We start from the raw sequence: 24,438 nt of genomic DNA on the forward strand, positions 1-24,438 counted from the left end.
GATAGTATAAAAAATTAATATATATACGTAATTATTGTCGAAGAACAATCAATTTTTTTTGCTCCCTGATATATTATAAATACTAGTTTCCCTTGTCATCGCTTCATCTTGGGTTCCTATGGTCGTATATTGTATCTTTATAGATCGTGATATTTTTAGTAATAAATTTTACAGTTATTCGCCAAGGATAACAGCTTTGCTTTTTATAAATAAGTACATATAAGTTACACTGATTTCAACTTATAAAAGTTTGTAATATATCACACCTTGAAAATGAGGGCGATCGGGTACTATAAAAGCGTATTAGTAAGTTTGGTCTTAAAGATGGTTCATTTTTAGTTAATGCTGCTATTTAAGTTGACTTTTAACTATATAATTAACCTTTTGCAAAATCAGACTTTTCTTCAGCCTAAAAGAAGCTAACTGTCTGAGTTTTCCTTTTTGACTGAGCGATTCGCTATTAGTCCCTAGAAACGAACGTTAAGCATATATGACTATTTACGTTGGAAATCTTTCCTATCGCGCAACTGAAGCAGACTTGAGAGCAGTGTTCACTGATTATGGTGAAGTTACTAGAGTTGTATTACCAACTGACCGCGAAACAGGTAGAATGCGCGGTTTTGCTTTTGTCGATCTCAGCGAAGAATCACAAGAGGATGAAGCTATTTCTGAACTGGATGGAGCAGAATGGATGGGTCGTCAAATTCGCGTAAACAAAGCTAAGCCAAAAGAAGATAGCCGCCCTAATCGTGATTTTGTAAGAAAGCCTGATTTCCAAGAGCAATAAATTATTATTATCTATATTGAGGCGGAAACACTCTGGTTGTAATTTGTTTTCTTTATGGAGGAGCGGGCTATTTCAATAGTAATGTGTAGTCTGTTTAGTCCGCATAGCTAGCCGTTTTGGTAGAGTAGAAAAGAAATGAATCAAATTTTGATTATTTATTTCCTTTTTAAATTGAATCCTGTAAGAAACACAATGTCGAGTGCCGCTCTAAATAATTCTAAATTACGAATCACTCACTCACTGACTAAGGATTTTATCAATCTTAGTTGAGTATTTTTACTTTGGCTGTTTGTATTTTCTCGCATTATACAAACAGCGATAAATTATGTCCCAAAATTTCTAGATTGCCGAAAAACTTCATAGAAATAATCCCGACACAATAACGATGGTAGGCAATATCATCAATAGTCGGGTTTTCTTATTTTTGCAAATATTATTCGTAAAAAATATATTGCAATAGACTACACAAAGACTGTAGTCATATATAAAAAACTAAAATAACTAAAAAAAACTACGTATTTAGATTAAGTGAAGTGCCTATTAACACATATTTTTTATAGTATTTTATGTATAGATTATACAGAAACAGCGTAAGAAAAGCGTTATGACCCAGATTGAGGAAGTAATGGTTTCTTTATTTTATCTAAAATCATATTTGCGTTACTAAAATACCTTTCTAATATAGAGGCAGCAACCCCGGCGTTGCAAACCATAACTTGCCCAATTAGCCAAAGGATTATTATGTCACAAGCTTCAGAACATGAAGACAAAGCTTTAGATAGAGATTGTACAACTTTATCGCGTCATGTCTTGCAGCAATTTCAAGGTTTTTCAGCACAAGCACAAGATTTAAGTGCGCTGATGAATCGCGTTGCGCTTGCAGGCAAGTTGGTTGCTCGTCATCTCAGTCGCGCTGGTTTAATGGAAGGCGTTCTTGGTTTTACTGGGGAAGTTAACGTCCAGGGAGAATCCGTCAAAAAGATGGATGTTTACGCTAACGATGTGTTTATCTCAGTTTTTAAGCAAAGCGGTTTGGTGTGTCGCTTAGCTTCTGAAGAAATGGATGAACCATACTATATTCCCGAAAATTGTCCAATAGGTAGATATACTTTACTTTACGACCCGATAGATGGTTCATCGAATACAGATACAAACTTGAGTTTGGGTTCTATTTTCGCGATTCGTCAGCAGGAAGGTGAAGATAAAGACGGACAAGCCAAAGATTTGCTTTCCACTGGTGACAAACAAATTGGAGCCGGTTATATCCTTTATGGCCCAAGTACCATGCTTGTCTACACTATGGGAAAAGGAGTTCATTCCTTCACTCTCGATCCCAGCTTAGGTGAATTTATACTTACCGAAGAAAACATTAAGATTCCCGATAGCGGTTCTGTGTATAGCGTCAACGAAGGAAATTTCTGGCAGTGGGAAGAATCAGTCAGAGAATACGTTCGCTACGTTCACCGTACAGAAGGCTATTCGGCTCGCTACAGTGGAGCAATGGTTAGCGACATCCATCGAATTTTAGTTCAAGGCGGCGTGTTTCTCTACCCCGGTACGGTACAAAAACCGGAAGGAAAATTACGCTTGCTCTACGAATCTGCGCCTCTAGCTTATGTCATAGAACAAGCAGGTGGTCGCGCTACTACTGGTAGGATGAATATCTTGGATGTTGTACCGGGAAAGCTACACCAGCGCACTCCTTTAATCATCGGTAGTAAGGAGAATGTGGCAAAGGTGGAATCTTTTATTCAAAACGGTGACTAAACAGTAATCAGTGAGCAGTTAGCAGTGAGCAGGGAATAGTTCATATGGCTTATGGTATGGTTTTACATCTTCATGAGATAGTTTTAACCTTAAATCGGCGATCAACTAAAACTAATGTTCGCATTATCAAGACACTGGTAATTGGTAACTGGTAACTGCTCACTGTTGACTGTTGACTGTTGACTGTTCACTGTAGATTTTATTCCTTTGGTGAGTATCAATACAAAGGTTTTAGGAGCATTAATAGATAAAGACACAAAAATAAATTTTGGAGTGGAATATAACCATATGGGCATCACCACAAATCAATTATTAGAAATTAACAAATTCGGCCAAAGTATTTGGATGGATAATTTAAGTCGCGATATTATCCAAACCGGAGAACTCAAAAATATGGTGGAAAATCAAGGTATAAAAGGAATTACCTCGAATCCCAGTATTTTTGAAAAAGCCATTGCTGGTAATGCTATTTACGATAAAGATATAGAAGCCGGGATTAGCAAAGGATTATCAACCCAAGAAATTTACGAATCTTTAGCTTTTGAAGATATTCGTAACGCTTGCGATATTTTGCATCCGGTATACGAAGCGACAGATGGATTGGATGGTTATGTAAGCATTGAAGTACCGCCAACTATTGCCAACGATACCCAAAAAACTATTGAAGAAGCAAGACGCTACTTTAAAGAAGTTGGTAGGGAAAATCTAATGATTAAAATTCCCGGAACAGAAGCAGGTTTACCAGCAGTAGAGCAAGTAATATCTGAGGGTATGAATGTCAACATTACGCTATTGTTTTCCGTGGATAGTTATGTAAATACCGCTTGGGCTTACATTCGCGGTTTGGAAAAACGAGTAGCTGAAGGTAAAGATATTAGCAAAATTTCTTCTGTAGCTAGTTTCTTCCTTAGCCGAATTGATTCCAAAATTGATGGAAAAATTGACGAAAAGTTAAGCAAAGGTGTTGGGGACATTAATTTAGAAGCCAAACTCAAATCTGTAAAAGGAAAAGTAGCGATCGCTAATGCGAAGATTGCTTATCAAGAGTACAAAAAGATTATCAGTGACAAGCGTTGGCAAGCTTTAGCTGAAAAAGGTGCCAGCGTACAGCGTTTATTGTGGGCAAGCACAAGCACCAAAGACCCCAGCTACAGCGATGTTATGTACGTTGATGAGTTAATTGGTAAAGATACCGTTAATACCCTGCCACCAGTAACAATCGAAGCTTGCGCGGACCATTGCGACGTAGAGTCCAGAGTCGAAACCGACGTAGAAGCAGCATACAAAGTCATCGAAAGTCTCAAAGACCCAGATATTAACATTGACCTCGATACAGTCATGGACGAATTGCTTGCCGAAGGCATTGATAAGTTTATCAAACCCTTCCAATCCTTAATAAGTTCCTTAGAAGACAAAGTAAAGCAATTATCGCCTGTTTAATAAATAAGGAATAGGAATAGGACAATGGGCATTGGGCATTGGGGATGCCTGTGAAGATCAAAGGTTAAAGGTTAATAACTCCTAACTCTAAAATCCCTATGCCCCATGCCCCATGCCCCAGCAAAAGCAAAAGTAAAAGTAAAAGTAAATCTAAAATCCAAAATCTAAATTATGGTTAGTGTGCTAGAAAATCCGCTGCGGGTTGGCTTGCAACAGCAAGGAATGGCTGAACCCCAGATTATTACTATTTTTGGTGCTTCTGGAGATTTGACCTGGCGCAAACTAGTCCCAGCGTTGTATAAATTGCGACAAGAAAGGCGAATCCCTCCAGAAACTACTATTGTTGGTGTAGCGCGACGCGACTGGAGCCACGAGTACTTCCGCGAGCAAATGCGTAAGGGCATGGAAGAAGCCCACGGTGGCGTAGGCTCTGAAGAATTATGGAATGATTTTGTTAATGGTCTTTATTACTGTTCTGGTAATATAGACAACCCAGAAAGCTACCATAAACTTAATAGTCTTCTAAGTGAATTAGATGAAAAGCGAGGAACTAGAGGTAATAGATTATTCTACCTGTCCGTAGCTCCTAAGTTCTTCCCCGAAGCTATCAAACAATTAGGCTCCGGCGGAATGCTAGAAGACCCAGATAAACATCGTTTGGTTATTGAAAAACCTTTTGGTAGAGATTTAGCATCTGCTAAAAGCCTCAACCGAGTAGTACAAAAATATTGTAAAGAAGAACAGGTCTATCGAATTGACCACTATTTAGGTAAAGAAACGGTTCAAAACTTATTAGTATTCCGCTTCGCAAATGCTATTTTTGAACCTTTATGGAACCGTAATTTTGTAGACCACGTACAAATAACAGTAGCAGAAACAGTAGGGGTTGAAGACCGCGCGGGTTATTACGAAAGCTCCGGCGCACTGCGAGATATGTTGCAAAACCATTTGATGCAGCTTTATTGTCTTACAGCAATGGAAGCTCCGAATGCTATGGATGCCGACAGCATCCGCACTGAGAAAGTGAAGGTGTTGCGTGCAACAAGACTTGCAGACGTAGAGAATTTAGCTTATTCCGCAGTGCGCGGTCAATATAGTGCTGGTTGGATGAAAGGCGAACAGGTGCCAGGGTATCACGACGAACCAGGAGTAGACCCGAATTCCACAACACCCACTTTTGTAGCGACAAAATTTGTAATTGATAACTGGCGCTGGAAAGGAGTCCCCTTCTACTTACGTACCGGTAAGCGGATGCCCAAGAAAGTCAGCGAGATTTCCATTCACTTCCGCGAAGTTCCTTCACAGATATTTGCATCTGCCGCACAACAGAAAAGTGCCAATATTTTGACAATGCGGATTCAGCCTAACGAAGGTATTTCTTTGCGTTTTGACGTAAAAGTACCTGGAGGAGATTTTCGTACACGTGCCGTTGACATGGACTTTACCTATGGTTCCTTCGGTTTACAGGCGAAATCCGATGCATACGACCGCCTATTTTTAGATTGTATGATGGGCGACCAAACTTTGTTTACCAGAGGGGATGAAGTAGAAGCCGCTTGGCAAGTAGTAACACCCATATTAAGCGCATGGGATGCACCAGCAGATCCAGCAACAGTTCCTGGATATGAAGCCGGTACCTGGGAACCTGTAGAAGCAGAACTATTGATTAACCGAGACAATCGCCGTTGGCGCAGGCTTTAAAGAGTTTTTAGTTGTTAGTTTTTGGTTGTTAGTTGTTGGTTGTTAGTTGTTAGTTGTTATTGTTCAAACCACTATCTACTAACCACTATCTACTAACCACTATCTACTAACTACTATCTACTAACCACTATCCACTATCCAAAATTGTTATGACTCAAGCACCGACTATTTTTTCACTTCAGGCTCCCAAAGATGTTTCGCTCAACGAAATTGAAGCTGAGTTAAATAAAATCTGGCAAAGTTACGGTATCGGCGGTGAAGATGGAGCGCTTCCAGCAGCTACGCGGGCTACTACCTTTACTTTGGTGGTTTACGAACCAGAACAAACTCAGTATTTGCTAGCTGCTTTGGGATACTATAGCGGTCCGATTGATGGTATCCTGGGGCCACAAACGGTATCGGCTTTGCGAGATGCACAAAAATCTCTTGGTTTGGAACGAACTGGTAAAGCGAGTCCGCAAGTTTTAGCAAGACTGCGGGAAGAAGTTGCTAAACTTCATCGCGGTGGGCAAACTCCAGATAACAATGGTAGTAGTGCTGCTGAGTATAGTCCAGATGCAGCCAGCGCCAGAATTGCTGACGAAATTGCTTTACGTAACCCCTGCCGGATTATCAGTTTGATACCCATAGTTGGTGAAGATGAAGGGGTTAAGGCACAAGTTTCAGCTTATTGTCCGATTCAAAAACAATCATCATCTTCGCTTGTTTGTTGCGAATACATTACTTTAACCGGAACCGCCACGGCTTTAGAACGTATTGGTGGTATGATTCCAGCATTGTTGATTGGTGGTTTACCCAAGTTTATTTGGTGGAAAGCAACACCAGATCCAAATAATGCTTTATTTAAGAGGCTTTCGGCTGTATGCGATAACGTGATCGTTGATTCGTGCGATTTCAACGAACCAGAAAACGATTTGCTCAGCCTGCAAGCATTGATAGAAAATGGTATACCCCTAGCAGATTTAAACTGGCGACGTGTGGGAGGATGGCAAGAATTAACAGCAGAAGCCTACGATCCTCCAGCACGACTTAAAGCTTTATCAGAGGTTGATAGAGTAAATATCGACCATGAAAAAGGCAACCCCACCCAAGCATTACTATTTTTGGGTTGGTTAGCAAGTCGTTTAAAATGGCGTGCGGTTTCCTACGAGCAAGAACTCGGCGACTATAATATTAGACGCTTCAAGTTTATGTCCGACGAGCAACGGGAAATAGAAACCGAATTAGCAGGAGTTCCAGTAGCTGATGTCGGCGATATTCCCGGTGATTTGATTGCTATACGTTTAAGTTCTACAAATCCACAAGCAAACTGCGGCACCTTGATTTGTTCCGAAACCGGTGGCTGTATGCGAATGGAAACCCAAGGTGGTGCCCAATCTGCTGGGGTATTTCAACAAATAACATCACTTTCCGAACAAAAAGCCGAAGCTTTGCTTTCTCAACAAGTACAGCGTTGGGGTAAAGAAGCACTTTTTGAAGAAAGTTTAGGAGTTACAGCGCAATTGATTAAGTTAGCTAAAAAGAGTTAGTTATTAGGAGTTAGTTATTAGGAGTTAGAGCATTTCACCTTGATGGTGATACATACATATTAATCTTGTAGAGACGTTGCAATGCAACGTCTTTTTATATTTTGGTATATACAGAGTCTCGTTACAAATCATTATAAAAATAATTATTAATAAATTCTAGGCAAAAACACCTGTAAAATTCATAATTCATAACTAATAATTTCCAACTCCTAACTCATAACTCTTAACTCCTAACTTTCTTTATGGCTTTGATTATTGCAGGAGAACGCAGTGGAGTAGGCAAAACTACGGTTACGCTTGCTCTATTGTCGTATTTATCTAAGCGTGGTTTACAGGTGCAGTCTTTTAAAGTGGGGCCGGATTATATCGATCCTATGTTTCACAAGTATGTTACAAATCGTGCTTGTCGTAATTTAGACCCCGTTTTAACTTCGGAAAGTTATGTCAAAAAATGTTTTTATAAATACTCAAGATTAAGTGAATATACTTTGATTGAAGGAGTAATGGGTTTATTTGATGGCGTTAAAACCTCACCCCTGCCCCTCTCCTTAGTAAGGAGAGGGGTTGATAATTTTGCAAGTACCGCTCATATCGCAAAATTATTAAATTTACCTGTATTGTTAGTAATCGATTGCAGCCGCTTATCAGGTTCAGTTGCCGCAATTGTTCATGGTTATTCCTCCTTCGATAAAGATATTCAAATTGCAGGAGTAGTATTAAACCGCGTTGGTAGCGATCGCCATTTATCTCTCCTCAAAAATTCTCTGCAATCTTTACCTATTCCTATTATTGGTGTATTAAAGCGGCAAGATAATATTACAATCCGCGATAGGCATTTAGGTTTAGTACCAACGGCAGAAATTCCTGAATTAAATCAATTAATAGATAAACTTGCAAATCTTGGCGAAAATTGCTTTGACTGGGAAAATTTACTACCCCTCTTACAAAACACAGAAATTTCTCCCCCCTCTCCCCCCTCTTCCCCTACCCACTCTTTGCCCAAAATCGCAGTGGCTTACGACAAAGCTTTCAATTTCTATTACCAAGACAATTTGGACTTATTGCAAGAGTTAGGCGCAGAATTAATTTTTTGGAGTCCTTTAAAAGATAAAAATTTACCCAAAGATATCAGAGGAATGTACTTTGGTGGTGGTTTTCCGGAAGTTTTCGCGCAACAATTAGCAGAAAATAATCGCACGCGAGATGCTGTAAAAGCTGCGATTGTTTCGGGAATGCCGACAATTGCTGAATGTGGAGGTTTGATGTATTTATGCGAGCAAATTGTAGATATGAACGGTAAATCCTGGGAAATGGTAGGAGTTTTACCAACTAAATCGGTAATGGATAAGCGTTTAACTTTGGGGTACCGTCGCGCTACAGCTTTACAAGATAGTTTATTAGTAGACGCTGGAAAAACAATTTATGGACATGAATTTCATCGTTCGAGTTTAATCGTTGATTCCGATAAACCTTTATATCAAACTTATAGATTTGATTGCGATGAATTTATGGGTAAAGAAGGATGGAATTCACCGCCAAATATTCACGCTTCATATATTCATATGCATTGGGGAAATAGTAGAGAAATCCCCCAAAAATTTGTAGATAAATGTCGGGTTTTTGATAGCCTTGGGAATGTCAAAGATTACTTAAACCTCACCCCTTTCCCCTCTCCTTAGTAAGGAGAAGGATGTCGTTAGGCGTGGCGAGGTTTTATTTTATTACTCATTTAGCAGAAAAGCGCCATATAATTCAATGGTTCTAAAAAAAATTAGAACTATCTCTATTTTCTAATTTCTCAGCCATTATATTCAACTCATCTTACTTGCATCATTATTCAACTTACGAATCAACCGCGATAATTCGCGAATAATATTGACTGCAATTTCGGGTGTTTCTTCAATAGCATCATCAAGTTGTTCTTGAGTTAATTCCAAACACTCACAAGCATCTATTGTAGTAGCAGAAGCCGAACGCGGTTGAGTATCAAATACTGCCATTTCACCAAAGTATTTGCCTTGTGGAATTACTGCTAGCGTTCGGTTATTTAAATGAATTTTCACTTTTCCAGAAACAACAATATAAAGGGATTGTCCTTGTTCTCCCTGCCTAAAAATATTGCAATTTGGTGGAAACCAAAGTTCGTTCATTGCAGAAGCTAATCGGACAATAAAATCATCTCGTAATTCTTTAAATATCGGAACTTGACGTACAAATAATAATCGGTCAACACTGGTTAACATAAAATTTGAGTGAATTGATAGTGGTTAGTTGTTAGTGGTTATATCATTTCTTTATAAAGATGCGCCGAATTAAGCCTACGCAGGTAGGCTTTGTATCAGTAGCTCCACTCTTTCAGAGTGAGAGCGATTGAGCGCAGCCTCATACAGAATTGGTATTAGTTGTTAGTTATTAGTTGTTTTTTTAGCTTTTTATTGTATTGCTGCTCTCTCAGGATATAGCAGTTTTCAGTTGAATATAATACACCCCTCTACTGGCGGAAGGAGAGGGGAAGGGGGTGAGGTTTATTAAACTGTATTGCACTCAAATGAAAAGCGCTATATTTAAAATAAGCGTTTAATTTAGGTGAGAGTTCGTCAACAATAGGCTGAATTACATTTATTTGTTCATTTGTTAATAATTTACGAGTATATGCTCTTCTTAACCAATATCTTGTTTCATGCAAGGAAGCTCTGGCAATTTTTACAAATCGTAGATTATCTTTAAAATTATAACGACCGCTTCCTTCTGCAATATTCGCACCAATACTGTCAGCGGAACGAATGATTTGCTTACCTACTGTATCTGTAGCTAATTGATTCCAAAATATAACAATATTCCAAACATAATCTGCTAATTTTTCGGCTAATTGAAAAACTCGCAAATTTTCAAAATTAGATTTTTCCATTTTAATTGGTTTTATAATTAAGAAAAAATATTATCCACCATCCACCATCAACTATTCACTAACAACTAACAACTATCCACTATCTATTAACTTTGTACTTTTCCATAAACTCTTTTATTTGAGCAATTACAAGAGGATGTGAATCATTTTTTAGCTGGGGTATAACTTGTATAAATAAACGAGGGGATGCAATACTTAAATATGCAACGGCTGCTTCTCTAACAAAGCCACAAGGGTGACGTAAACTTCCTTCAATTTGTATAGGTTTAAGTTTAATACGAGCAACTTGAGCAAAATGAATGCAGGAAGCCCAACACCAATCAGAAAGGGAATGTTCTAGTTCCAATAATGTCCGAGTTCGTTCGTTTACAGCCATTTGTTCGTATTTAGTTAATCCTGCTTCTACAAGTTTTTGTAATTTTTCTAAATATGGTCTTCTATCGAAAATATTAATTAATATAGTTTTGCAAGGTAAATCAATAGTATGCTCTAAAATTTCTAAACCTCTTGCTAAAGTAACTCCTGATTCAGAATTAAGGTTGAATGCAGCAGCGTTAATTTTTTCTAAGGGATAAAGTAGTTTTAAAAGCAATAGTATTCTTTCTTTTATATCAATTTCTAGCTCTGTAAAAGAGTTTTGTACTAACCGACATAAAGCTACAACCTTCTTTTTGGAATGAAAATTTTGTAAGGTTTCTCCTGTTTTAAACTCTATATAAGCAGCGTATATTTCACCTTGATTTTTAAAATCTAAGGAAGCAGCGTATATCTGACCTAATAATTTCAATTCTTCTTTGATTAATTCTTGTACTCTGCTTTCATAAAATCTATCTACCAAAGCTAGAATTCCTTGCTGCTGATGTCTTTTTAGTAGAGTACGGAGTATATGAGATTTTATCTTACCTTTAGATGTTTCTAAATGCTGCCACAAATTATCAATTGCTGCCAAAGTATCAATTTGACCTATTGTTTTTAAAGCGTATACCCTAGCTATTTCTGGTTCGTAGATATTGGTTGCTAATTTAGAGAGCATTGGCAAAACTTCATTCCCCAATTTCACTAAACCCTTAACTGCTACTAGCCTGGTAGGTTTATAGTAAAGCCCTGCTATTAATGCTGAATAATATTCTTCTAAATGTTTAGCAGCAATCATTTCTAGAGCTGCACTGCGTACATTTAAAGATTCATCTTCTAATAAATTAGGTATATAAATCCGTAAAGATTGTAAATAATCTGCTTCTGCTAAAGACTTAACTCCTGAAACTCTTATTTGTGCTTCTTTATTAGTCAGCATCCATTTAAGAGTTTTGGTTGCAGCTACTTTCTGCTTTGTTGTTCCTCTTGTCAATAACAAAGCCGCAGCAGTACCTCGTATAGCCGAATCCTGCTCTGGATTTAAGTACTCTTCTAATTGATTTGAATTTGGAGAAACCTCAGCCAAGAAAACGTAACGTAGTGCTAAAGCAAATATATTTGGATTGTCTTTTATTGAAGAATTTTCTAATAAATTACCTACTTGAGGTAAATAAGCCTGGTTAACATCATACTCAAGCATTACTTCTAAACTTCGATGCTGCAAAGCAGGGCTAAGCACTGGTAACTCAGGAGCTAAAACTTCTCCAGCCCCTTGAGGATCGATTTGCGATAAAAGTTCTATGCAAGACAGTTTATCAGCTTCGTTTCCTTTTTCTCGTAAAGCTTTGATTACAGCCCGCTTGAAGAAAGGTAAATCAATATTTGTGACGCTTAACTGTCCCCTTTCTGCACTCAAAACTAACAAGTCAACGTATTGCGATCGCAATACCCAAATTACTCCCACACATATAATCGCGACTATTGCTGTTTCTAAGCTGTTGCGTATCGAGTTTGTATATAAGACGCGGGCAAGATGCCCACACTACAATAATTACAAATTTTCGTTTTATCCAATTTATCTGCACATTAGCTTATAATTAAAACTAAGTTGTACCAAGACACGGGGAGAAAATGATTTGCCAGCCATTGAGTGACTAAAATAATTAATCCAGCAAAACCTGCTGCGGCAGCTTCTGCAATACCTCCGGATAATGTTTGTACGCGACTTCTAACTTTTTCGGGTATGGGTTGGAATAGCAAGGTACCAGTATTAGCTACAAAGGTATAACGTACAAGTTCGTCTAAAAACTTAATCAGCGTTAAACCCCATAGCAGAGTTATTGATAAAGAAGAAAATAACCAAGACAATACGGCAAGCAATATTAATAAAGCACCGACACCAACGGGTAAAATTGCAACAGTGAAAAATACACCCAAACGCTCGATTGCACGACTGGAAACAAACAACTGTGTTGCCAATTCAAACAGCCCTAAAACTCCACCAAATACCCCTAAAAAACTAGTAATATCTTTACCTTGAAAAGTTGATTCTAATTGGGATAAATACTGAAAATCGACTAATAAACCTATTGCTTGTATCAAAAGTCCGAAGAAAAATAATCGTAAAGCATAACGTCTTAAAGGGCTAGAAAGACGGCGGGCGCGGGAAACTTGCGATTTATTTATTTGTCGTTGCGTAACATCAGAAAAAGCTTGGGGATATTTTTTACTCAGATGCAAAAGAATCAGCGTTCCTAAAACAATAACTAAAGCCCCAGTTAAAATTACTTTATTTAACTTAAGAAATCTAACTAAAGTTGGTAAACTGAAGCCACCAATTACATCAGCGACTAAAATCCCACTACTTACCAAAGGATATGTACGCTTAATCTCCTGAATATTGAATAATTGGTTGGCTGCAATTGAAGTATTAAGCTGATTGATAACGTAAAGCGCATCAACCCAAAGCCTTAATAAAAACACGCTAAATAAAGCTAGTGGCTCTGCATTGAAATTACTAGCAGTGGTAAATTGCAGACCTACAGGCAGTAAAATCAAAGGTATCACCATACAGGGTAAGGCTGATACAATTACCCATCGCAAAGGAAAAATCTTTTGCAGCCACGAATAAATAAAAACCAACCCAATCCCCACTATTGCACTAGCAATATAAATCAGCGGTAGATTGTTAGCTCCGTATTTGTCAAGGAATAGGGCAATGCTGCTATCTTCTACCCATCGCAATCCAATTGAAGTTGTCGCGTAAAAAGCAAACATCAGCAAGGTTCGAGAACCTTCTTCTGGTCGAAGATTTACCCACTTAAGTACTCGTATTAATATGTTTTTATAGGCAGCTTTTAATTCCATGCGGTTTTCAAAAGGTGTAGTCAACCCTGCACCATTTAATTTTTAATTAGGTTCAGCTACTCAAACTTCCGCTTGCAGCAGTTTGATAGAACACTTCAGACTAAAAAACACCTCCGTGTCACCATTACTCTGTAAAAAAGAGTACGTTGGTAATCCCTAGAAACAAAGAAAGTCCCGAGCAACTGAGTATTAGTTTTCCCACTCAGCACCCAAGACTATCGTTTTTTTTAATTAATTTAGAATTCCTTCTGTAGCGAAGAAAATATAAATCAACAAAACCTGATTCCAAACACCAAAAGAAAGCAATACCAACAGATATTAACCATTGGTATTGCTATGTAAGAAAATTTAGGCTTTGGACTTATATTTTTTTAGAAACTTTGGATAAGCCCTGTCAAAATTACTTCTTAGGAGAAAGCAACATCATCATGTTTCTTCCTTCCTTTTTAGGATATTGCTGCACTTCAGCTACAGCTTCTAAATCTGTCGCCATCCGCTTAAGCAAGATTTCAGCCAAATCGGTATGTTGAATTTCTCTACCCCGGAACATAACCGTGGCTTTTACCTTGTCACCATCTTTTAGAAAACGCTTGGCTTGGTTAACGCGCACGTTGTAATCGTGATCTTCGATCTTATAGCGCATCTTAACTTCTTTTACATCAGCCGTATGCTGCTTTTTACGAGCTTCTCGTGCTTTCTTCTCTTGCTCAAACTTAAATTTCCCGTAATCCATAATCCGACAAACTGGCGGATCGGCTTTATCGCTAACCAACACTAAATCTAGTTCTTTTTCATCCGCTCTTACGAGTGCATCTTGGGGAGTCATAATTCCTAACTGGGCACCGTCTGTATCGATAACCCGAATTTTAGGAAAGCGAATTCTTTCGTTGATTTGAGGTAAGTCGCGACTTCTTCTTTTCTCTATCACAGGCATATATGAATGATTTTGGGGAAGTTGTTGTTAAGAATTTGGTTTTGGTTGGGAATGAGATATCTCAGACGCTGAAAACGAATGGGACTCGAAACAATATATTGCGTATTCTTCTAGCTTAGCTAATCCATCAATCGTAAAATTTTAGAACTTACTGTCATTCTACTAACTTTAGAGAAGGTTTAGGCTCTATAAATTGATAGACGTTACATAAATGCAAGAAACATTAATTATTGTAATTTTTTCTGTTAAAACATTAACGCTATACCGACTACGTATGAATACATGATAGCACCATGAAATATAAACTACACATATCTTAAAACAATGTCTAATTAGCTACACTTTTCGTCCAATCAAAAAATATCAGCTTCCTCTCTCCCTAACATAAGAACTCATATCACACGGCATAATTAAGAAAATCTATAATAAATTTAGGAAGCAATTTAGCATTGCTGTTATAGAGAAGTATTTATGACTGACAGCATACATTGGCAGCGAAGAGTAGGGAATCAAAGAGATTGGGTTTGGCGCGGCTGGCAAACTCGGTATACATATATTCGCCCTCAGAATTCCATAGTAAATAATTCTGGCACATCTCAACCTTTGATGCTGCTACATGCATTTGGCGCAAGCATCGGGCACTGGCGACATAATTTAGAGATATTCGGAAAACAACATACGGTTTACGCTCTGGATATGTTGGGTTTTGGAGCGTCGGAAAAGGCACAAGCTAATTACAGCATAGATTTATGGGTAGAGCAAATATATGACTTTTGGAAAACTTTTATTCGTAAGCCGGTAATACTAATAGGTAATTCTATCGGCTCCTTGATTTCCTTAGCCGCAGCCGTCAAACATCCTGAAATGGTCGAAGGTGTGGTAATGATGAGTCTACCAGACCCAAATTTAGAAAGAGAAGCTATCCCTGCATTTTTATATCCTTTAGTCGCAACAATCAAAAATTTTGTCGCAAACCCTTTATTAGTAAAATCAGTATTTCACTTCATACGGCAACCTAGTATATTGCGTCGCGGTGCAACTTTAGCTTATGCAAATCCCGAAGCTATTACCGACGAACTCATAGATATATTAGCCAAGCCTACCCAAGATAGAGGTTCTGCTGGTGCTTTAACCGCTCTTGTGATAGCTCAAAATAATCCAAATTACAGTCCTAATGTCAAACAATTATTATCTGCGATTACAATACCCACCCTTCTGATTTGGGGAGACAAAGACAAAATTATTCCTCCAAAACTTGCTTCTGAATTTGTTCGTCACAATGAAAACATACAGCTAGTTACTTTAGAAAACATCGGACATTGCCCCCATGACGAATGTCCCGAACATGTAAACCAAACGATTTTAGATTGGATTAAATCAGTCAGCAGTTAGCAGTTGAAAATAGAGCATAGAGCATTATTAACTTCTAATTCCCAACTCCTAACTTATTTTCTACTCTTCCCCCTCTGCTTTATTTTCTCTAACTTTCTCATTCCCACCGCAACACTTTTTCCTTAATTACATTTCGTTCTCCGCGAGAGACTCTTAATACTTTATTAGTAAGAATGAAACGTATATTACCGTTTATAGCAACGTATCTACCATTTTGTTTACTATTCTGATTCCATTTTTTTAATGGAAGATTGATTCTTCTATTACTTTTTCTAGTAACACTTACGTAGCTGCTAGGATTTCCCATTCCACAGATATAAATAAAGAAGCTTTTAGTTTCTGCTCTAGCAAAAGTATTATTACCTTCAGGGCATCCTTTCGCTAAAGGTTTGCCATCTGCTTGCACGGCACTTATCACTTTTTCTCTAAGGATAATTTTGCCGCGTTTAGTTATAAGCATTTCGTATGGAGTAATTATGTAAGCTAATTCGCCATTAATTGCAATGTAAGTTTCTCTAGCCTTTTTTGCGATCGGTACCGTTATTTTGTTATCTAAATTCTTTGGTATGCGAACGTAATATCCTAGAAGATTTTTATTGTCTCCTCTACAAATATAAACGTAATACTTTGCTGTATTAAAAGAACGTATGGGTAACAAGTTTGCAGATGGGCAGACTTTATTTTTATCAAGCTGAATAGAACTTTGACTGGGTTTATCGATGTTTTTAGAATCTTTGTCTACCTGTTGATTTGCTAATGAAGATTTCATATTGAACAACAAAATACTGCTCACCAAAGCTGATTTTAAAGCTTTTCGGCGAGCTAACTCACTATTAAAAAAAATCATATTTAATTTATGTTTATAAAATTTTAGACAAGTAAAAAAATCAATAGGAAAATATACGCCATAACATGATTTTGCTTGGCGTAATATATCAGTGTTATCGCTGATGAAAAGCTACAATTATTATCATATGCAAAATAGTTAAATACAACTATCTCACACGTTTTTTTATATTTTCTTTATTGAAAAAATAATTTATATAAATTTATTGCGATTTACAGAGCTAGGTACAAAAACTTATGGCGCTTTTCTTGATGATGAGAAGTGGAGTATTTAAATATTTACGTGGCTAAACCTGGTTTCGAGGAAAATAGTAAGTTTAAATGCCTAAAATTCCTAGAGAAGCCAGGTTTATAATTACAGCCTATTTCAGTACTCAAGAGTAAATTAATTAGTTGAAATTTTCCCGACTGACTGAAGCTGGAGGGATTCTTGGTTCAACAATTTAATTTAAAGTTTAAAAGACAGATAGTTTTTAAGATGACCACTTAGGAACTACACCACTTTTCCAGCAATCTTCAAGGTATGGCATTAAAACACTCTTCATTATCCCCCTAAAAGGCTTCTCATTAAATAAATGTTGTAAATTATTAAAAAAATCAGTATTTTAATTAGTAAGAAAAGTAAGAAAAGCAGGTTTAGTTAGTTCTATTATTTTTCCCTTTGTACTGTGATGACTTTGTCGGTAAATAAGTGTTGTTAGTTTTAAACTCTGCTCAATCTATTTTTAGATTCAGAATTAATATTTGATAATTCATTTACCGAGTAGATTTTTAAGGGCTTGAAGCCCCCGGATTTATCCGTGGATTATACTTTGTCGAAGCCCCTAAATTCATTTATGGGAAATTAATTACGAATTACGTTAGCGTTCACGAAGTGAGTCGTTAGACTAAGCGTCTCCGTTCAGCTTGCTGACCGACCCGTTAGGGTAAGGAGATATTACGAATTACGAATTACGAATTATATTCACACTCTCGTTTAGTCACTTGATGACGATAGCGAAACATCCCTTCTAATTGTGATTTAACTAACCAACCACTCATGAAATCTACTGTTTCACCACCGGGTAATGAAAAAATAATTTCATCAGTCAATCTAGTTTGATTATTTTCTCGTTCAAATTTATGCTGATGTCGCCAAAATTCAAAAGGTCCTGATATTTGTTCTTCAGTAAAAAAACGATATTCTTCACATTCAGTATGACGAGCTACCCAAGTTATAGATAATGCTGCCAAAAACAAGCGATACTCTGTCATTGTGCCGATACCGAATATTCCCTCACGGCGAATTACTTGTATTGATTGCCAAGGCGGAATTAAAAGTTTGACAACATCTGCTCTTTGGTGAAATTTCCAAACGACTTCTACCGGTGCGTTAATAATTGAAGAATATTTAAAATCCAACATTTATCAGTTTTCAGTTAACATGTTTCACAAACTAAGTGTGAATTATCAATAATTAATTATCGGTTACTTACTCTTCATAGTCTGTATCAATCTCGATACTCAGCGTGTCTTCATCAATTCGTATATATAAAATGTTTGGACGACAACATACTTGACAATCCTCCACATAAGATTGTTGAAAACCTTGACTGATATCAATAAAAGTTAAATTCGGTTCGCCGCAATAGGCGCAATAATATTCAGCAGTGTTTTGCATAATTAAAGATTAGAGGTCAAAGGTTAAAGGTTAAAGGTTAAAGGTTCAATTAAGAAACTCATAACTTCCAACTCTTAACTATTTACCATGCCCTGCGGCCCAATGCCCAATTCCCTAACTGGTAACTGTTAACTGATAACTGTTAACTGCTTCATTCAGATGCTTTTGCAGTGTAGACTGTGGTAGCGGTCCTTGCAAGTGATTCCAGGGTAATATTTGCTCGGTTGACCAGTTTTCATAAACGTAGAAGTCTAACGGGGGAATTTGTCCTTTCAGTTCTTTGAAAGCACGTTTGTAGCTACCTAATGAATCTCCAAAGTTGCGAGTGAGTTCTAAGAGCTTAGATAGTCTTCTATCTCCCCTCGACAATAAAGTCTGAATAATCGACCAGTTGTAGCTTTCCGGACGAAAATCTATTCCTTGGGGCTTTAATTTTTTCTGCAATAATTTCAATCGTTTTTCGGCTTCTTTATTCACCCCAAACCATTGAAAAGGTGTATGGGCTTTGGGTACAAAAGTACTGCATCCTAAAGTAAAACGTATTCCCGGAGCAGCTTTTTTCAGATTCTGCATCATCGTTACGGTTGCATCTAAATCTTCTTGAGTTTCACCTGGAATTCCTACCATTCCATATAATTTCAAACCTTTCAATCCGCCCTTTTTGGCATTTTCTGCGGCTTTGATTATATCTTCTTGTTCGAGTTTTTTATTAATAATTTTTCTAACTTTATCAGAACCACTTTCTACGGCAATTGTCAAAGATTTAGTTCCTCTTTGAGCTAATGTTTTAGCTAATTCTTCTGTCACAGTATTGGTTCTTACCGAAGCAATACTTAAACGGACATCTTCGTATTTTGGCTGATTAATATAATCTAATAAAGTCTCAAATTCGGGATGTTGAGTTACCGAAGCGCCTAATAATCCCAGACGATTTGTTACCTGTAAACCTTTTTCAATTGCGGGAATTAACGAATCATTTAAACTTGCAGTTCTAAAAGGTAAAGTTAGATAGCTAGCCAAACAAAAACGGCACATTTCCGGACAGCTTCTGACTACTTCCACCATGAAAATGTTTTCCCAAGCCGCTTTTTCTGTTACTACCGTTGATGCTGATAAAGTGTTTCCCCGATAAGTTTGTTTTTGTACTTCTGCGGGAATATCAGATGAAATTGGTTTGATCGATTTTATGGCACCATCTAAACAGTGGTATTCAACTTCATACAAACTTGGAACGTAAATTCCCGGTACTTGTGCGAGTGCTTTTAACTTCGTTTCTCGATCTGCGTTTCTAACTTCTTTATAAGCATTAATAAAATCATTTAACAGATTTTCGCCATCTCCCAACAAAAACACATCGAAAAAATCAGCATAAGGTTCGGGATTCGCGGTTAAAACAGGGCCGCCACCGAAAACTATGGGATGATTATCTTGGCGATCGCTGCCTTTAATCGGAATATCATTTGATTCTAGTAAGTTAAGAATATTGACATAATCCAACTCCCACGACATCGAGAAACCCATTATCTCCGGATTTCGGGGCAGGGTTTCGCTGATATCGGTAAACAAGCGACTCACCTGTAAATCCGAGCGCATAGCCAAAGTTGCCCACACTACCTGATAACCCAAGCTAGTGATTCCTACAGTATATTCATTGGGAAAAGCAAAAATAACGGGAATAGCGTCGGTATCGGAAGTTACAGGAGTAAATAAAAGGCGTTCCTTAACAAATAAATCGGATGTCACAGGCGTTTTGTTTGGGGTGTTTTTCCATATTTAATTTTAAGATAAAGAATTGTCAGGTTAAAAACTAAAGTAAATGCATTAGCCAAAATAACCGGAATATCCTCAGCCAGAATTCCATATATTAACCATAAACAAACACCACTGATAAATGTAATTAGCATGGTGTAAGAAACATCTTTAGCTGACTTAGTTTGCCAGGTTTTGATCATCTGCGGTAGAAAAGCAGTGGTGGTTAAAGTCGCAGCCAGCAATCCGATGATTAGCATTGGTTGTTTTAAAGATAGTGTGCTTTACATTTATTTATATTAGGGGATAAATGTATTGGATGCGTCATTAAAAAAATCGCCCTCACTCTGGCTATGGTGGGGCTAGACAAACAAAGCCCCTCCGGGGCTAAATTACTTATTTTTATGTGTAGATTTTATAACTTCTCTGTATCTCTTTCTCTGCGCTCTCTGAGACTCTGCGGTTTTTTAATCCGTTTGTAAAATAAATCTTTTGTAGGGTGTGTTACGGCTCTAATATTCTCAACTATAGGAATCCGTTTTGAATATTGAAAAAATCTAGGTATTTGTAGGGTGTGTTACGACGCTAGTCTAACGCACCGAAACCCTTACATCATGGTGCGTTGCGCTTCGCGACAACACACCCTACGTATATTTCAAAAATCAATTAGGATTCCTATATAAACAATAATCTTGGAAATGCCGTAACGCACCATCGGCAAATAGATCAAAAATTTTCGTGTTTTATTAAAAATAATTTAAGTAATGAAGTTACCAATAGTACTTATAGGTTCCTCGAATACATCTAAAACTTCTGTAGGAAAGTTATTAGCGCAGCAACTAAAGTTACCTTTTATTGCTTTAGGAGATATCAGCGAGCAATATTATCTCGAAATAGGTTTTGATAAAACACAACAAGAACAAGCTTGGGAAGAAGAGGGTGGTGATGGTTTTTATCGCTACATGATGCCCTTTGATGCTTATGCTATTGAACGAGCGCTGTCGGAGCATCAAGAATGTGTGATTGAATTTACTCCCGAACAATCGGTATATGATGATGCTCAACTGTTAGAAAAGGTTGAACAAATTCTACAATCATTAACTCATCTTATTTTGCTTTTGTATTCTCCCGATACAGAAGAATCATTACGAGTACTTGAGGAAAGTTGCACTGCTATAGTTAATGGAATGCAAATCAACGAGCATTTTGTCAAACATCATTCCAATCACGATTTAGCAAACTATGTTGTTTACACAAAAGATAAAACACCAGAGCAAACCTGTGAAGATGTTCTAAACAAAATCAATCCACATGATTCTGATATTATTTTAATTGGCCCGGAAGGTACGGGTAAAAGCACAATTGGTAAACTTTTATCAAAGAAACTTAATCTTCCACAAGTTTCTATGGATGAAATTAGGTGGGAATATTATCAAGAAATTGGTTGGGATGCCGAGACTCAAAAACAAATACGCGATCAACTTGGTTTTGCAGGAGTCTACCGCTATTGGAAACGATTTGAAGTTTATGGGATTGAACGTCTTTTATCAGAACATAGCAATTGTGTAATTGACTTTGGAGCGGGACATTCTGTATATGAAGATGATAGCGATTTTGCTCGCGCTAGTGAATTACTGACTCCCTATAAAAATGTAGTTTTACTATTACCATCGCCAGATTTAGATGAGTCGGTTGAGATTTTGAAACAGCGAAATCAACTCACAATCAACGGTGTAGAAATAAATCGTTTTTTCATGACTCATCCTTCAAATCATAAGCTAGCGAAGCAGGTATTTTATACAAAAGGAAAGACACCTGAAGAAGTAAAAGAAGAAATTCTTAAATGTTTTTAAATTTTTACGAGATTATGGGTGTTAGATTGAAATATTGGCAGACGTAGCACTGCTACGTCTCTACATTGTTTATAAAACTTTACACTGTCCCTGAAATCTTAATAAATGGTCGCACAATACTAAAGCCACCATTGCTTCTACCATAGGAACAGCACGTGGTAATACGCAAGGGTCATGTCTTCCTTTTGCTGCTAAAACTCCGGTTTCACCTGTTTTGGTAACTGTATTTTGTTCTTTCCGAATAGTTGCTGTAGGCTTAAAAGCTACGCGAATAATAATGTTTTCACCATTGGAAATACCACCTTGAATACCACCAGAACGATTTGTCACGGTGCGGATATTTCCTTCATCATCAGTGTAAAATTCATCGTTATGCTCAATTCCGGTAAGCAAAGTTCCTGCAAAGCCAGAACCGATTTCAAAACCTTTACTTGCGGGAAGGGACATTACACCTTTAGCGATATCGGCTTCCAATTTATCAAAAACTGGTTCTCCCAATCCTTTAGGAACTTTCCGAGCAACGCATTCGACTACACCACCGATAGAGTTACCATCTCTACCAGTTTGCTCGATTAATTCAATCATGCGTTCCGCACATTCGCTATCGGGACAGCGAACGATGTTGCTTTCAACTTGTTCTAAAGTAACTTTTTCTGCATCAACTTCTCCTTCCAAATCCTTGATGCGTTTAACGTAACCGATGATTTCCACGCCAGCAACTTGATGAAGAATTTTTTTAGCGATCGCACCTGCTGCAACTCTGCCAATTGTCTCCCGCGCCGAGGATCTACCACCACCTTGATAGTTACGAATACCGTATTTAGCATCATAAGTAGCGTCAGCGTGGGAAGGACGGTACATTTGCACCATTTCGCTGTAATCTTGGGGACGAGTATCTTTATTCTTGACCAAAATTGATATTGGCGTACCTAAAGTTTGTCCCTGAAACACTCCCGAAACAATTTCACACTTATCGGCTTCTTTCCGAGGTGTTGTAATTTTACTTTGTCCCGGTCGTCGTCGATCTAATTCTACTTGAATTTCTTCGGCTGAAATTTCTAATTGTGGCGGACAACCATCAATTATCACTCCCACACCACCACCGTGGGATTCCCCGAAAGTAGTAACGCGAAATAAATGACCAAAAGTGTTACCCATGATGATGTTGCGGAGATTTTAAATTTACTAAGTTTACGTATGTGATTCTATGTGTTGTTCTCGATTTAAAGACACACATAATTAAGAATATATTTTTGCTTTAATTATTACTAGGGGTATGCTTTTGGTATTTATGCAGATTTTTTCGGTGATTGGTTAAATTAAGTTGCTGAAAGTATTATCTACGCCAGAGTCAGTAGCAACAAACAAAGAATTATGTCTGGGAAATAGTAAGCTGTTGTATATAAAAAATGCACAACAGCAAGAAGGCACAAGAGTTATAGCTATTAACCAGTGCCAAAAGAATATACAAATAAAATAGGCAATACTACTGCTTACCTGAAGGCGAAAGCGAATAAACTAATGCCGTTTTTCTGCTTGTAAACGAGGGCTGGAACTCTTCTTTTTACCTTATTTCCCAAAAGTTTGTGGTTCACTGAATTTTCATCTCGATCTCCTTGGAAATTAAGCGATCGCCCCAACATGAAAATCTTTAAATCGCTGTTAAACCACCATCTATATTAATTCCTTGTCCCAAAACAAAAGAAGCTTCATCAGAACAAAGCCAAACTACAGCATTAGCAATTTCTTCAGGTTGAGCTAATCTACCGATGGGATGCAAAGACTTTATATATTCGCGGGTTGCACTATCTCCCCGTGCAAAAGTATCTGCCATTCGAGTTTCAACACCTCCTGGACAAACAGCATTAACGCGAATTCCTTGCTTTGCGTATTCCACAGCCGCAGTTTTAGTTAAACCTAATACTGCGTGTTTAGAAGCAACATAATGTGCGTGACCTGGAAAACCAATCACACCTGCAGCAGAGGAATTATTCACGATTGCCCCACCGCCATTTTCTAACATATGCTCTATTTCACATTTCATTGAATACCAAGCACCTCTAACATTGACATCCATCAACAATTCAAAAGTTTCCTCGCTTTGCTCTGTCGTCATGGCTTGAGGATCATGAACTCCTGCATTATTAAATGCAGCGTGTAATCCACCGTAAGTATCAACTGTATATTTAACTAAATTTTGAAGATGTTCTAATTTAGTAACATCAGTTCTACAAAAACTCGCTTTCCCGCCAGCTTCTTGAATCAAATCTACTGTTTCTTGACCTGCTTTTTCGTTGCGATTACCAATAACTACAGATGCTCCTTCTGAAGCAAATTTAATTGCAGTAGCACGACCGATACCAGAACCGCCGCCTGTAACTAAAGCTACTTTACCTATCATACGATTCACAATTGCACCTTGTTTCTTTAATTGATTAAGTAGATTGATATACAGTTTTACCCGAAGCGGGTTAGAAGCCCGCACTACAATAAAATAAATTTACACATTTGGGATGCTGCCATTAAAAGTTGGTAAGATAAAAATTTGTTTGTGTTTTCAGAAATGATAATTCTGTTGGCGAATTATCCCTTAGCTATTATTTATAAACACCGTTATTAAGCACCCCATCAGTATTTGATTCAGCAATCC

General features: G+C 37.6%; 20 protein-coding genes. 8 read left to right on the forward strand and 12 right to left on the reverse strand.

Annotated elements, in window-relative coordinates; all coding sequences use genetic code 11:
• Nucleotides 1-490: 490 nt before the first annotated feature.
• The 6 genes from RIV7116_RS06000 (at nucleotide 491) to RIV7116_RS06025 (ending at nucleotide 8,903) form a co-directional block, all read left to right on the forward strand.
• On the forward strand, nucleotides 491-787 hold the full coding sequence (locus RIV7116_RS06000; RefSeq protein ID WP_015117383.1) for an RNA-binding protein: 297 nt from the start codon (nucleotides 491-493) through the stop codon (nucleotides 785-787).
• Nucleotides 788-1,528: 741 nt separating this feature from the next.
• Nucleotides 1,529-2,554, forward strand: coding sequence for a class 1 fructose-bisphosphatase (gene fbp / locus RIV7116_RS06005; RefSeq protein WP_015117384.1), 1,026 nt, complete (start codon nucleotides 1,529-1,531; stop codon nucleotides 2,552-2,554).
• Nucleotides 2,555-2,848: 294 nt separating this feature from the next.
• The gene (gene tal / locus RIV7116_RS06010; RefSeq protein ID WP_044291552.1) at nucleotides 2,849-3,994 is read left to right on the forward strand and encodes a transaldolase; all 1,146 of its coding nucleotides are present in this window, start codon (nucleotides 2,849-2,851) and stop codon (nucleotides 3,992-3,994) included.
• A gap of 171 nt (nucleotides 3,995-4,165) precedes the next feature.
• A complete protein-coding gene (gene zwf, locus RIV7116_RS06015; protein ID WP_015117386.1) occupies nucleotides 4,166-5,695 on the forward strand; it encodes a glucose-6-phosphate dehydrogenase in 1,530 nt (509 codons plus the stop codon).
• A 149-nt stretch (nucleotides 5,696-5,844) separates the two neighbouring features.
• Nucleotides 5,845-7,224 (forward strand): glucose-6-phosphate dehydrogenase assembly protein OpcA, encoded by a 1,380-nt coding sequence (gene opcA, locus RIV7116_RS06020; protein ID WP_015117387.1) that lies wholly within the window; start codon nucleotides 5,845-5,847, stop codon nucleotides 7,222-7,224.
• A gap of 242 nt (nucleotides 7,225-7,466) precedes the next feature.
• A complete protein-coding gene (locus tag RIV7116_RS06025) occupies nucleotides 7,467-8,903 on the forward strand; it encodes a cobyrinate a,c-diamide synthase (protein WP_015117388.1) in 1,437 nt (478 codons plus the stop codon).
• 132 nt (nucleotides 8,904-9,035) lie between these two features.
• On the opposite strand, the gene RIV7116_RS06030 is transcribed toward RIV7116_RS06025, so the two are convergent.
• The 5 genes from RIV7116_RS06030 to infC all read right to left on the reverse strand — a co-directional run bounded on the left by RIV7116_RS06030 (nucleotide 9,036) and on the right by infC (nucleotide 14,288).
• Complete coding sequence (locus RIV7116_RS06030) at nucleotides 9,036-9,467, reverse strand: Crp/Fnr family transcriptional regulator (protein ID WP_015117389.1); 432 nt, start codon at nucleotides 9,465-9,467, stop codon at nucleotides 9,036-9,038.
• A gap of 248 nt (nucleotides 9,468-9,715) precedes the next feature.
• Nucleotides 9,716-10,132 (reverse strand): four helix bundle protein, encoded by a 417-nt coding sequence (locus RIV7116_RS06035; RefSeq protein WP_015117390.1) that lies wholly within the window; start codon nucleotides 10,130-10,132, stop codon nucleotides 9,716-9,718.
• Nucleotides 10,133-10,211: 79 nt separating this feature from the next.
• Entirely contained in the window at nucleotides 10,212-11,951 is a 1,740-nt protein-coding gene (locus RIV7116_RS37535) for a HEAT repeat domain-containing protein (protein ID WP_015117391.1), read from the reverse strand.
• Nucleotides 11,952-12,073: 122 nt separating this feature from the next.
• Nucleotides 12,074-13,378, reverse strand: coding sequence for a hypothetical protein (locus tag RIV7116_RS37540; protein ID WP_371261615.1), 1,305 nt, complete (start codon nucleotides 13,376-13,378; stop codon nucleotides 12,074-12,076).
• Nucleotides 13,379-13,754: 376 nt separating this feature from the next.
• Nucleotides 13,755-14,288: a translation initiation factor IF-3 gene (gene infC / locus RIV7116_RS06050; protein ID WP_015117393.1), complete on the reverse strand. Its 534-nt coding sequence runs from the start codon at nucleotides 14,286-14,288 to the stop codon at nucleotides 13,755-13,757.
• Between the two features lie 471 nt (nucleotides 14,289-14,759).
• On the opposite strand from infC, the gene RIV7116_RS06055 reads away from it, so the two are divergent.
• Nucleotides 14,760-15,680, forward strand: a complete 921-nt coding sequence (locus RIV7116_RS06055; protein ID WP_015117394.1) for an alpha/beta fold hydrolase — start codon at nucleotides 14,760-14,762, stop codon at nucleotides 15,678-15,680.
• A 97-nt stretch (nucleotides 15,681-15,777) separates the two neighbouring features.
• Here RIV7116_RS06055 and RIV7116_RS06060 read toward each other — a convergent pair whose 3' ends face one another.
• From RIV7116_RS06060 to RIV7116_RS06075, 5 genes are all read right to left on the reverse strand, one after another.
• Nucleotides 15,778-16,527, reverse strand: coding sequence for a hypothetical protein (locus tag RIV7116_RS06060; RefSeq protein ID WP_015117395.1), 750 nt, complete (start codon nucleotides 16,525-16,527; stop codon nucleotides 15,778-15,780).
• Nucleotides 16,528-17,477: 950 nt separating this feature from the next.
• Entirely contained in the window at nucleotides 17,478-17,930 is a 453-nt protein-coding gene (locus tag RIV7116_RS06065; RefSeq protein WP_015117396.1) for an SRPBCC family protein, read from the reverse strand.
• A 67-nt stretch (nucleotides 17,931-17,997) separates the two neighbouring features.
• Nucleotides 17,998-18,186 carry a CPXCG motif-containing cysteine-rich protein gene (locus RIV7116_RS34730; RefSeq protein ID WP_015117397.1) on the reverse strand — a complete coding sequence of 63 codons (189 nt, stop codon included), beginning with the start codon at nucleotides 18,184-18,186 and terminating at the stop codon, nucleotides 17,998-18,000.
• A 114-nt stretch (nucleotides 18,187-18,300) separates the two neighbouring features.
• Nucleotides 18,301-19,929 (reverse strand): radical SAM protein, encoded by a 1,629-nt coding sequence (locus RIV7116_RS06070; RefSeq protein ID WP_015117398.1) that lies wholly within the window; start codon nucleotides 19,927-19,929, stop codon nucleotides 18,301-18,303.
• Nucleotides 19,926-20,195 (reverse strand): SemiSWEET transporter, encoded by a 270-nt coding sequence (locus RIV7116_RS06075; protein WP_015117399.1) that lies wholly within the window; start codon nucleotides 20,193-20,195, stop codon nucleotides 19,926-19,928. The genes RIV7116_RS06070 and RIV7116_RS06075 overlap by 4 nt, the downstream gene beginning before the upstream one ends.
• 504 nt (nucleotides 20,196-20,699) lie before the next feature.
• Between RIV7116_RS06075 and RIV7116_RS36840 the strand changes: the two genes are divergently transcribed.
• Nucleotides 20,700-21,788 carry a shikimate kinase gene (locus RIV7116_RS36840; protein WP_015117400.1) on the forward strand — a complete coding sequence of 363 codons (1,089 nt, stop codon included), beginning with the start codon at nucleotides 20,700-20,702 and terminating at the stop codon, nucleotides 21,786-21,788.
• Nucleotides 21,789-21,857: 69 nt separating this feature from the next.
• Here the strand turns inward: RIV7116_RS36840 and aroC are convergent, their stop codons facing one another.
• Together aroC and RIV7116_RS06090 are read right to left on the reverse strand one after the other, a co-directional pair.
• Nucleotides 21,858-22,946 carry a chorismate synthase gene (aroC, locus tag RIV7116_RS06085; protein WP_015117401.1) on the reverse strand — a complete coding sequence of 363 codons (1,089 nt, stop codon included), beginning with the start codon at nucleotides 22,944-22,946 and terminating at the stop codon, nucleotides 21,858-21,860.
• Between the two features lie 493 nt (nucleotides 22,947-23,439).
• Nucleotides 23,440-24,189 (reverse strand): SDR family oxidoreductase, encoded by a 750-nt coding sequence (locus tag RIV7116_RS06090; protein ID WP_044291556.1) that lies wholly within the window; start codon nucleotides 24,187-24,189, stop codon nucleotides 23,440-23,442.
• Nucleotides 24,190-24,438: the final 249 nt, after the last annotated feature.

Origin of the sequence: Rivularia sp. PCC 7116, assembly GCF_000316665.1 — a bacterium.
GTDB lineage: Bacteria > Cyanobacteriota > Cyanobacteriia > Cyanobacteriales > Nostocaceae > Rivularia.